We start from the raw sequence: 12,471 nt of genomic DNA on the forward strand, positions 1-12,471 counted from the left end.
ACATAATACTGCTCATGCTAGATTAGCAGGGCGTTTTCAACCAAACGTGGTAATTTGAACATGTCAAATTTGTTCTAATTCAGTATAAATAAGCGCTTACATTAGGGGGTGGCTAAACTTACAATAATGTCTAACCATTTAAATTTGGGAACTTCTCCTGCAACGGCGAAGAATTTCACTGTCATGGCTTTCATGCAAAGCTAGGTTGAATATTGGAGAGGAGGCTGTCATGGGGATTACAAGACGAAAACCAACAGTGATTATCTTGTTTACCGCTCTGATTGTTCTTGCTTTACTCATGTTGGGCTTAACTAACAAAAAGGCGGAACTGCCTGAAAATTGGATATTTTCAGTAGATGGATACGCCGTAACAGAGGAAGAATTTCAATCTTTTGTCAAAGAGCAGAGAGCTATAACGGTAGACTATTTCTTCAGAACTTATGGGGCCCAAGTAGATGAGGGCTTCTGGACACGTCAATACGGCAAAAATCATGAAACCCCCTCTGAATACGCCAAAAATTCTGCGATGACAGCATTGCTAATGTCCAAGCAGGAGCAATTTATTGCAGACAAGCGAGGAATCGCCCCTTACCAAAGCTTTGATGAGCTTAAATCCGACATGGAAGAAGAAAATGTTAAGCGAGCTAAGATGGATGATTCAGGAGAGACTTACTATGGGTTGCCTCAGTTTGATTTATATCAATACATGCAATATTTAAGTGGCGCCCGTTGGCCGGATTTGATAGAAACCCAGGTAAAGAAAACGAAAATGAGCGACACCGAGTTACAAGTTGAGTATGCATCAAAAAGTGCGGAATATGTTCGTGTTGCTGATAAATTAACGGCTGCGTTAGCGACAGCGGGGCAGGCCAAAGAAGAAAAAGTGCTAAATCGTTTGGATATATCCAAAGAAGATACCGAGTCTCTTAAGTTCTGGGAGTCTTTATCTGCTGCTTCTGTAGGTGAGACAGTAATCGGTAAATATATGGGTGAGGATGTCGTTGCTACATTAACCACAAAACCGGAAATCACCAAGCTTAAACTGGAAGAAGTGAAAGATTCCATTCTATACGGATCGGCGGAGTCTGACTTGCGAGCGTTAATTGCAAATACGAATGAATTGAAGATCGTGTATAACGGTAATCGATTCAGTGAGTTAGTAGTGAACTAGAATAGTTAGTTTTTAAGTTTATAAAAATCTATGTCTATTGAGACTTCCATAGATACAGATTTTTTATAAAGTATAAATTTATTAATTTCAAAGGGAGGAAATTTTGGAATGATACGATCGAAATGGATGCAAAAAGCTTTGTCGATAGTTACGGCTACAACGTTGGCATTCCCTGGTCTGTTCGGCTTGGCACCTTCATCCGAAGTGTCAGCTGCGGGAGGGAGTGAATCTTTTGACTCCGTTGTACTAGAATTGACACAAGCGGCAGGTCAAACAGGTAGGGTAAATCTTACGTATAAAGGTTCACCTTTAAGCAGTCTGGTTAAAGGACCGGTTATTGACGAGGTAAGTTATGATTCCAGCAATTCGCAACTTTTAACTGTTAATAATCAGGGGAACATTACTTTATCTAACGGTTATACATTTGCGTCGCCAGATGCTCCGGGCGTCCCGGTGACAATCACGGCCAGGGCGGGTTATTACCCTGACTCAGAAGTGTTATTCATGGAGGACTTCGAGAACAACAATGGTCCGATGACATCGATGAGCAAATTAGGTTCGTCATTCACGCTGTCCGATGCACAGTCCCGCTCTGGATTGAAAGCGATTACACCTTCGGATGATACGAATAATGAAAAGGTAGCCCAAGACGTGCCATTGCCGGCTGGCAGCAATTATAAGATGACGGCATGGTATTTTGACCCGTATCCTAATGAGGAGAAGACAGCGACGGATAGAACGCAATTTGCTATTGTAGATGGCAAAAATGCCACCTTTGCCGGGACATTCTATCAAAGTTCAGAGGCTGATGTTATTCATAACCCGACGAAATATACTTGGGCTTATGCACCATCATCAGCGGGTACAGCAGGCAACCGTTGGAAAGATAGCGGGGCTTTACGTTCCACAGGCTGGCATAAATTCGAGTGGCTTATTACACCAAATGGTGCGACGTTACAAATAGACGGAACATTAATATCCGATTCAGCGCAAAGTGATATTTACAGAGCTATGAAGAGCGGTACAACCATTCAGCCTAAAATAGCGGGAGGATGGAATAGCCAGACAGGGAACAAAGCTTATATTAAAAATAAACATCTAATCGACGATTTTTATGTTGTAAAAGATGTGGCTACAACAACAGGAACCAGAACATTAACAGTGAATTTGGTGCCTCCCGGCGGATTGCCAAATTTAGAAATAAGCACTCAGCCAACAGCTGCAGAAGTGAAACAAGGTGAGACAGCAACATTTAGCATTACGGCATCAGCCGCTGCTACTGCTTATCAATGGTATGTATCTGATGATGAGACTGGCTTGAGCGGGACAAAAGTCAGCGGAGCTGATAAGGCAGTATTAACACTTTCCAATGTGGACGCAGCTTCACAACAAGGCAATTTTTATTATTGCGAAGTTTCCTCGGCAGAGGGAGTTGTAGTGAAATCCCATGCTGTACCGTTGTTGATAACCACCAATACGCAGGTGAATGCACCAATTAATCCAACGCTTGACTCGGATACGGGTATTTATAATGGCGCTTCCAATTACGGGGATACCCTTGTAACACTGTTCAAAGACGGTGGACCTGTTGGTTATTATTTATCGAAAAATGGGGGACCCGACCAGCCTAACAATCATGAAAGGCATCATGTTCTGCCCTATGCAAGGGCACTGGGAGTGGGCAACTACACTGTTACAGCTATTGTCATAAATAATGCGGGAGATATCAGTGAAGAAGTTGCAGCATCCGGAATATTAAAGATTGAGAAATTGCCTGTACCGGCAAATGCCAGATGGAACGGCACATACGCTACATGGGATCGCGTCGCTAACGCATCTGCCTATTCGGTTCAACTCTTCAGTAATGGAGTGGCTAAAGGAAGCCCGATTGCAGCAACAAGCAATGATGCGGCTTTGTCCCCGACTTTAAATGATACATTTAAAATAAAAGCAAACGGCAACGCAACGTCACGATTCTTAGACTCTGATGAGTCAGGGGAGAGTGCACAATATTCAGCGAACATTGCGCTAATTCGCCAGAACGATACATTACGGGCAGGAGATAGAACGCGGTTAATGGTTGACACAGCTGATATGTTCGTTGCTGATAACATCAGCTTCAGTCCGGCGGATCAAGACAAGGATAAGATTGAAGTTGATGATGCCGGATTCGTGACGGTTAAGAAAGGTTATATTCCGACAGGGAACGAAGAAGTTACTGTACATGTGAGCGTTGATTACTTCAATAAGGCTGACACTAAGTTTTACGATGGATTTGAAGGGGAGAAGAAATTTTCAAATGGTGCGAACGGATATGTTCACAGCGATGTGATGTCCCGTACCGGAGGAAAGGCCGCGACATCAAGCGGCGCCGGTCAGGTGGCGACTGTTCCAGGTACCTATAATTATGCCCCTGCAACCGGTAAGACAACAATCGTTACTGCTTGGTACTATGATGATGGCAGAGCGGCTTCCAATGACCACGCTGTCTTTGGCTTAACCCCATCGTCCAATGAACATATCGCAATAAATTATGGCAATGGAGATGGTGACTGGGCGGCAAATCTGACCAATTACGCAGTCAGGCCTGGTTCATCCGGGAGATTCTATCCTGTAGATGTCAAGCGAAGCGAAGGTTGGCATAAATTTCAATGGTTCGTTACATCAACAGGAACAACCTATAAAATCGATGGACAAGACATTCAAAGGCAAACAACAGCTGGCGGAAATTTTGATACTCCAGTTAAGAACAATATTTCCAAGATCGATGCATTGCAGCTTGCTACGAACTGGGGCAACAAACCTGGAACGGTTAAGGATATACAGAACAGGCATTTTATCGATGACGTATATGTTATCGATAGTGGAATAGCAGCCCAAACCGGAACAGCTTCTATTACGCTAAAGCTCTTGCCTAAAGAGTATAGTCACTTGGAAGACAGCACATATGTTATTGGTCTGGATGACTATAATATCACCGTAAATCCTGATTTAACGGATCTGGCTGGAGTGAAGATCGGCGCTGTAACTCTGCTGCGGGATGTGGATTATACGGTTAGCGGTAATGTATTGAAGATTAACAAAGAATCATTCACAAGAAATAATATCGTGCCGGGAAAATATACCGTTAGACTTGATCTGTATCCTGCCGAAATCACCTTCGAGTTGAACATTGTACCCCTTGAAGTCCGTGATTATTATCTCTCCAATAACGGTGACGATCATGCAGATGGACGCACACCAGCTACGGCATGGAAATCAATCTCCAAGATTAATGAATATGTATTTATGCCAGGTTCAACTATTTATCTGGATGCGAATAGCGTATGGAACGAACAAATCAGACTGCGCGGCAATGGTGAGGAAGGAAATCCGATTACGCTTACAAAATATAATACGACCGACCCTAACCAACGCCCGGTAATTAATGGTGGAGGAACAGCGTCGAGCCCATCAGGCATTTCCTTAAACGGTACCATAGAGTTATATGACGTAAACTATTGGGTAGTCAGTGGAATTGAAGTAACGAACATCGGCAATGCGGCAGGTGACGGCCGCTCCGGTATCGCTGTAATGTCACGGATTTCCAAGCTGGGACAAGGTCAGTTTAATATTCAAGATTATGCTGATGCTCGTATGCAAGGAATCGTCATTCGAGATAACTATGTTCATGATGTTAATGGGCTGCACCAAGCAAATGGAGCAAGTAAGGTATCCGGCGGCATCATTATTAATGGTTATGTGGATATATTGGTTGAAGGCAACAAAACCCTTCGTTGTGATAACGAAGGTATTCGCAATAATGCCTACGGGCCAAGCAATCCTGGGACTAATAACACAGGCATTACTTGGAGTAATTCTAGCTATCCTTGGGCATCCAACGCTGTGTTTAGAAACAACTGGGTTTCTAGTTCGGTTGGAGATGGCATTGTCATGTCCGGCGGGAACAACTCCCTTGTGGAACGAAATGTGGTCACAGACAACGGTTATAGCTATTTAAGCGATAAGAGCGGCAATCTGGTTACGAACTGGGGGCCAAATAATACAACACCAACATATCTAGGTTCGCAAAACTATGCGGCTGCGTGGATTATGGCAAGTAAAGGCACCATCTTCCGCTATAATGAAGCTGTGGATAACCCTTATCATGCAAGTAATGACGGTATGGCTTGGGACATTGACAACTATTGTCAGGACAATGTGTATGAATACAATTACAGCCGAAATAACTATGGTGGTTGGTACTTACAGATGAATGCTGCCAAGGGCAATATCGTTCGCTATAATATTAGCGTGAACGACGGCCGCAGCCCCGATTTTAACAAGAGCTTTAACAGTCTAATATTGCTTGCAGGAGGTTCTTCAACGAGCGAGGAATTAAGTGGCTTATACTATAACAATGTCATCGTCACACCATTGAAGAATAGCAGTTCGTTAGTATTTGACCCGACAGCCTCCAACTTGCACATTTATTTCCAAAATAATATATTTGCCTACACTGGGGCAAACAACCAGGTTGGTCTGAAAGGCGGGGGAACATCAGCTCCATTTGCAGCCGGACGGTTTACGAACAACATTGTATATCCGGCTAATCTTTTTGGCAGTATGAACGCAGGTGGAGGCGGATATCTAGGTGCAGGCGTAACAGCAACAGACAACCGCTATGTAACGGAAGAGGAACTGAATTCTATATTAAAAGACTATAAATCTGCGCCTGAACATTGGATTACCAACAGTGGGACAGTGGATGCCAAGCTTGATTACAGTGCGATGAACGGGTTCCGTCTTGCGGATGGTAATAACCTGGCCTATGGTGCAGGTGCCGAGATTGTAAGCCCATATGTGGATCGGGCGAATGCTCTGCCTCATATGACGGAGAGAACAGACTTCTTCGGCAATTCACTTAGCGCTAGAACGCATTCCATCGGCGCGCACAACCCTTATGCGGTAACTTTTGATTCCAATGGGGGCAGTGAAGTTGCGGTGAAGTTCGCTGACATGGGCGGTACAATTACCGAGCCAACAGCGCCGACAAAAGATAAAACTGTTTTCGGCGGTTGGTATCAAGATAAAGGATTAAACGATGCTTGGGATTTCGATGCTGATCCTGTTACAAGGGATATTGAATTATATGCGAAATGGGCTGAAGACGCAGGTACGGCACCAACGATTACGACGAATTCGCTTGCGGATGGCAAGGTAGGACAACCTTATTCGGCAGTTCTTACCACTGATGGCGATAAGCCGATCAAATGGGCTGTTGTAGAGGGTCAATTACCATCAGGATTGAGCTTGGATGAAGATGTTGGTGTTATCTCTGGTACACCGGATCAATGGGGTCAATTTACGTTCAAAGTTCAAGCAAACAATGACGTTGGCAGTGACACAAAACAGTTCAATATAGTGATCACTGAAGATGTCTCAGTTGATACAGCTCCGGAGGTTATCACTAAGAATTTACCAAATGGCAAAGTTGGACAACCGTATACAGTAACACTAGCGGTATATGGCAGTGAACCGATTTCTTGGAAGGTCCAGGGAGGAGATTTGCCAGTAGATTTGAACCTAGATGAAGCAACAGGCGTTATCTCGGGTAAGCCTCTAGAGGCGGGATATTACGAATTCACTGTTGTAGCAACGAATGATTTTGGTAAAGATGAGCGAGAATTGAGCATCGAGATTAAAGAAGATAAGCCAGTGGATACAGCTCCGGAGATTATCACTAAGAATCTTCTAAGCGGCAACGTTGGACAACCGTATACGGTAACATTAGCGGTTTACGGCGACAAACCGATTACCTGGAAAGTGAGTGATAATTATTTACCTGCTGGGCTGAATTTAGAAGGAGCTACGGGTATTATTTCAGGCGTGCCTACTGAAGCGGGAACTTACAAATTCAATATTACGGCTTCCAATCATGCTGGCATGGATACGATAGAGTTAACTATTGTAATTACTACAAATGACAGTGGTGGCAATAATGGCAATAACAATGGCGGCAATTCAAATGGCCACAGCAGTACGCCGACTCCTTCGCCAGAGTCATCAGTAGCGGAGCGTATTGATGCTACAATCAAAGAGCAGCTGAAGAAGGGTAATTCCATTGAATTGACGATGTCAGCCGGAAAAGATGAGCTTGAGATTCAAAGCGATACGATCGGTGCGATTATTAATGCCGACAAACCGCTAATCGTTACGAATGACACCATATCTGTTAAATTGTCCGCTGAATTGTTGAAGCAGTTGAATACAGGAAAGCGGATGAAGGTTGTCATTATACCTGTAGATGAAAGAGGCGGAGCTATAGGGCGGGGATATGAGTTAAAGATCTTCGTGGATGGCCGGGAAGTAACGGATTATACAGGGCTTATACCCGTAACCTTCGATCTGTCAAAAGAGAAGCTGTCGACAAACGAGCTTAACATGTTATGCGGTGTTATGCTTCAATTGAACGGTAACATGGAGCGTTTAGGCGGCAACTATGAGCGTGAGACAGGTAAATTTACTTTCACGGCAAAAGGACTAGGTTATATCTTCATTACAGCCAAGCCTGAACCTGTGAAATTGGAATTCACTTTAGGAAAGACAGGATATAAATTAAACGGAATCGAAATGAGTATGGACGTTGCTTCAACGGTAGTTAAAGGCAGAACGTTAGTCCCACTGCGCTTCATTGCCGAGAGCTTAGGAGCAAATGTAAGCTGGGATAACGTTACGAAAACCGTAATGATCACCTTGAAAGGTCAGACTTTATCGATTAAGATCGGTGAACTTGCACCAGGAATGGATGTAGCAGCTGAACTTGTAAACGGTCGTACTATGCTCCCATTACGTTTCATTGTTGAGTATTTTGGTGCAAATATATTCTTTGATAATACTTTGAAATCTATTAGTATCATGAAGTAGTATTTCCTAAAATTAGCAGCTACGCTCGAAACCCTCTAACATGCACTGCCATGTTAGAGGGTTTTCTAGTGTGCGCCAGTCATGGACGATAACTTGGCGGTGAAAGTCCGCACGAACGATAAAATTATCTTAACTGGAAACAATTCTTTAGATTGTGTTAATCTGTCTAATAGTGAACTCGGTTTAGAAAGAGGGAAGTTACTTGAAAAGAAACGTATTATATATTGAAGATAATGAGAAGATAGGCAGTTGGGTAAAGGAAGAATTGGAACAACGAGGATTTTCAGTACAGTGGCTGCTTTCTGGTGAAGGAGCTGAAAAAGAAGTAAATCAGCATGAAATCGTTATTTTGGATATCATGTTACCCGGTTTAGACGGCTTTACTGTGGGAAAACGATTAAAAAAGGCAGCTCCTGCTGTTCCTATTTTGCTGTTAACTGCTCGAACATCGATAGATGATAAGGTAGAAGGGTTACAATTTGCTGATGACTATTTAACGAAACCATTCCATACGGATGAACTAATTGCTAGATTAGAAGTATTAATCCGTCGAAAGGGCGGAACACATTCCGAACGCATTTCATTAGGGAATTATATTGAAGTAGATCCAGAAATCCAAATGGTATTTGACAAACACACAGGAGAAGAAATTATATTGACAGGGAAACAACATCATATTTTGATGTACTTCTTACGCCACCCTAATCAAGTTTTACCAAAAGAACAAATCTATGAAGCCATCTGGGAAGAAGCTTATATCACAGGTGATAAAACATTAATGGTACATATTCATCGACTGCGTCAAAAGCTGGAACGCCATCCAGACTCCCCAGAGATTATTGAAACATTGAAGGGAATAGGCTATCGGGTGAAACTATGAAACAGACTAAATCATTATTTCGTCGTTTTCTAAAAGGACATTTTCTATTTATCTTTTTACCTCCGATCGTACTTATTTTCTTATCTGCGTTCATTGCGTCTCCTTTTAATGAAGAAGAGCTGAATAAGTTAAATTATTTTTACATTGTACTTCTTGTGTTTGGTTTTATTATTGTCGCATTTGTGGTAATCTCTTGGATTTTCTTCTTGAGACTTCGTAAACGTCTCACCTGCTTACAGGAAGTCATGTCATTTTCAGCTAATCATAACTCATTTCCTAAACCAATAGCTGTTCAAAGTGATCGTATGGATGAAATAGACCAGTTAGGAAGTTCTTTTAATTGGATGATTCAACAGCTTGAAGACAGTCGCAAGCGAGAACATGAAGAGGAATTGTTACGACATCGACTCATCGCGAATTTATCTCACGACTTACGAACGCCGCTTACCATTTTGAGAGGACATGTCACCCGATTAAATAAAGAATCAATGAGTCTAGAAGGACAAAACTCATTATCAGAGATGAACCATACGATTACTAGAGTCGGAGATCTAATGGATGATTTACTTTCCTATACATTGCTTACATCAGGAAAACATCCTTTTGAGCCCACTTCAACAGATATTGGACGTTTAGTAAGAGCATCTGTTGCTGCGTGGTATCCTGTATTTGAAGAAAAAGAAATCCGGATCGAGGTTGATTTACCGACAGAGAAGACTTTTTATTGGGAAGCAGATCCTAAATGGATGACACGTGTTCTGGATAATTTATTTCAGAATATTCTTCGCCATGCAGCAGAGGGGAAATATGTAAACATTGTGGTTGATGTAGAAAAAGAACAGATCATTGTTGCAGACAGAGGTCCGGGGATGGATAACTCTTCCTATGAGCGTGGGGCGGGGATAGGTATATCGACTTCAAATTATATGTTGAATAAAATGAAGCTGAAAGCTGGCTTTACATCAAATGAAAACGGCACAACAGTGGCTATTGGTAGAGCTTAACCTAAAGTTAAACCAGAAGTAAACAGCAGGATAACCGAGATGTAACTTTGCTTCTTTATAATTAGAACCATAACAGAAAGGAAGTGTTATGGTTGCTTACAATTAATAACTTAGTCAAACATCGCGGAACTGGGAAAATCTTATCAGGTATCAGTTTTAAAGCTAGACCTGGCAGAGTAACTGGTTTTCTAGGTCCAAATGGAGCAGGTAAAAGCTCTACACTTCGCATCCTGCTTGGATTAGATCGTGCTACCTCAGGGAGTGCACTAATCAATGGAAAGCCATACGCAGAATTACATAATCCTGTATCAACAGTAGGTGCCGCACTTGATGGATTCGGTGCTCATCGTATGCGAACAGGACGGGCACACTTGCGTTGGATTGCTCGTGCCGCAGGATTGTCTAACTCACGTGTCGAGGAAGTTCTGGAAATAGTAGGTCTTACTAATGCAGCCGGAAAAAGAGTTGGGAAGTATTCTCTTGGTATGGGGAGGAGACTTGGAATAGCAGCTGCGCTACTCGGTGATCCAAAAATATTGATTTTAGATGAACCCGTAAATGGGCTCGACCCAGAAGGAATTCGGTGGATTCGGACATTTTTACGTGAACGTGCTGAGTCTAGAAATACGGTGTTGTTATCCAGTCACCTAATGGGAGAGCTTGCAGAGACGGTTGATGATGTGGTGATTATTAAGCATGGAACCATCGTTGCAGATGGAACATTGGAAGAAGTAATAGGTAACCATTCCACACTGGAGGAAGCTTTTTTTGCCCTGACATCTGAAATTACAGGTGATGTTGTATGAGAGTATTTAACGCGGAACTATCTAAATTGTTCTCCTTACCGGGTATTTGGCTTGCTTTTCTCATTGGAGCGTTTGCCCCAGCACTCATTTCTGCCTTGGACAGCATAGCACAAAAAGAAGAGATTATAGCTGGAGTTAGCACGCGGCTATCGGAAGTTGGCTATATCGGGTTAGCTCTTGGTATTCAAGGCGTTATTATTCTTGGTGTGCTTGCTGTCAGCAGTGAGTATATGACAGAGAGTAGTGAATCTGGTGGAGGACAACAGATTACAACGAGTTTAACTGTTGTTTCATCCCGACATCATTTTTTATTGGCAAAAGCAGGTGCTGTGACTTTGATCAGCATACTGCTTTGTATTGTTGCTATTATGACAACTGTGTCTGCAACGCATCTTATTCTTGGTGAATATGCCCCTGCATTTGAATGGTCCAGACTTATCGGTGCCATTTGTTACTGGACATTCACTGCTCTTTTAGCACTTGGAATTACTTTTCTAACTAAGAATGGCATCCTCCCGCTTGCTGTGCTCATAATAAATTCATCCGTTGTATCATTTAGTGTCCTGTTGTATAGGGTTACAAAGTTGGCGTTTTACTTACCAGATAGGGCTGGCGCTGAAATGTTTATGTTTACGGACAACACGTCCACAGGCAGTTTATTCGAGAGGTTTCACACCCCCTTCACAGGCGGTTTAGTCATGTTTGCCTGGGTAGTCGTTGTTTTCATTGTTGCAGCTATTGTATTCCATAGGAGGGACGTTGCAGCATGAGTGTCTCATCTAGTAGAAAGATAACACAAATCCTGGGTGCTGAACTGGATAAATTAGTTACATTACCATTGATAGGGCTCACTCTTTTGGTTACATTCATTCTTAATTTAGGTTTAGCCGCAGCTTTTACTTCTGTTGATCTACAAGAGGCAGCAGGAACGCAAAATATACTGAATACAGGACTTTCTTCTATGGGATATCTACAAGCAGGGTTCATTATTCTTGGCATCTTAGCTACTTGTTCAGAGTATACAGGGGGACAGATTCGAACTACTTTAACTACGATACCTTGGCGAGGGTTCCAATTATCCACGAAGTATTTGGCCTTGGCCATTATAACCATTCCTGCGGCGTCTTTTACTACTGCATCAGGTGTGCTATATACCTTTATCATGATGAAAGACACAGCAGTAGTGATTGAAATAGACGAAATGATAAAATCATTAGCAGGTGCAACAGGCTATCTAACTTTAACCACACTTCTCAGTGCAGCTATAGGTGCATTATTAAGACGAACTACTCCTGCTTTAGTGGTACTGCTTGGCTATTACTTCATTGTCAGTCCATTGTCGAAAGATTTTCTACACAATACTAAATATTTTTTTCCGGATACAGCAGGATATTATATGTATATGCCACCTTCCTCTAATGAAATAAATGTCCTTACACCAATGGAAGGGACAGGTATTTCCCTGCTATGGACACTGATCTTTATTACAGCAGCTATTATATTTTACCGTAAACGAGATGCCTAACTCTGAACTAGCTGATTTGATCATTAAACTAGAATAATATGCAACAAACATTGATGTTTGGATAAAAGATATTTTTGAGCAATTCAATAAATAAGTATTTGCTCTTAAGAACGGACACCAATATGAGTGTCCGTTTATTTTATAAATCTGGACTGATCAGTTCAGATATGTTATATTTC

The 12,471-nt window shown here is 42.3% G+C and carries 7 protein-coding genes; all 7 read left to right on the forward strand.

From position 1 onward, the window contains the following. Nucleotides 1-229 precede the first annotated feature (229 nt). The 7 genes from MHI25_RS16355 (at nucleotide 230) to MHI25_RS16385 (ending at nucleotide 12,292) form a co-directional block, all read left to right on the forward strand. Complete coding sequence (locus MHI25_RS16355; protein WP_340393637.1) at nucleotides 230-1,171, forward strand: hypothetical protein; 942 nt, start codon at nucleotides 230-232, stop codon at nucleotides 1,169-1,171. A 108-nt stretch (nucleotides 1,172-1,279) separates the two neighbouring features. After that, nucleotides 1,280-8,077 carry a stalk domain-containing protein gene (locus MHI25_RS16360; protein ID WP_340393639.1) on the forward strand — a complete coding sequence of 2,266 codons (6,798 nt, stop codon included), beginning with the start codon at nucleotides 1,280-1,282 and terminating at the stop codon, nucleotides 8,075-8,077. Nucleotides 8,078-8,279: 202 nt separating this feature from the next. After that, nucleotides 8,280-8,957: a response regulator transcription factor gene (locus MHI25_RS16365; RefSeq protein WP_076184885.1), complete on the forward strand. Its 678-nt coding sequence runs from the start codon at nucleotides 8,280-8,282 to the stop codon at nucleotides 8,955-8,957. Further along, complete coding sequence (locus tag MHI25_RS16370; protein ID WP_340393643.1) at nucleotides 8,954-9,961, forward strand: HAMP domain-containing sensor histidine kinase; 1,008 nt, start codon at nucleotides 8,954-8,956, stop codon at nucleotides 9,959-9,961. The genes MHI25_RS16365 and MHI25_RS16370 overlap by 4 nt, the downstream gene beginning before the upstream one ends. A gap of 83 nt (nucleotides 9,962-10,044) precedes the next feature. Beyond that, nucleotides 10,045-10,767: an ATP-binding cassette domain-containing protein gene (locus tag MHI25_RS16375; protein WP_340393646.1), complete on the forward strand. Its 723-nt coding sequence runs from the start codon at nucleotides 10,045-10,047 to the stop codon at nucleotides 10,765-10,767. Beyond that, nucleotides 10,764-11,537 carry an ABC transporter permease gene (locus MHI25_RS16380; RefSeq protein WP_248548655.1) on the forward strand — a complete coding sequence of 258 codons (774 nt, stop codon included), beginning with the start codon at nucleotides 10,764-10,766 and terminating at the stop codon, nucleotides 11,535-11,537. The genes MHI25_RS16375 and MHI25_RS16380 overlap by 4 nt, the downstream gene beginning before the upstream one ends. Next, a complete protein-coding gene (locus tag MHI25_RS16385; RefSeq protein ID WP_076184881.1) occupies nucleotides 11,534-12,292 on the forward strand; it encodes an ABC transporter permease in 759 nt (252 codons plus the stop codon). The genes MHI25_RS16380 and MHI25_RS16385 overlap by 4 nt, the downstream gene beginning before the upstream one ends. The last annotated feature ends 179 nt before the right edge of the window (nucleotides 12,293-12,471 follow it).

The sequence above is a fragment of the Paenibacillus sp. FSL E2-0177 genome (assembly GCF_037992975.1).
GTDB classification, from domain to species: Bacteria; Bacillota; Bacilli; order Paenibacillales; family Paenibacillaceae; genus Paenibacillus_AQ; species Paenibacillus_AQ odorifer.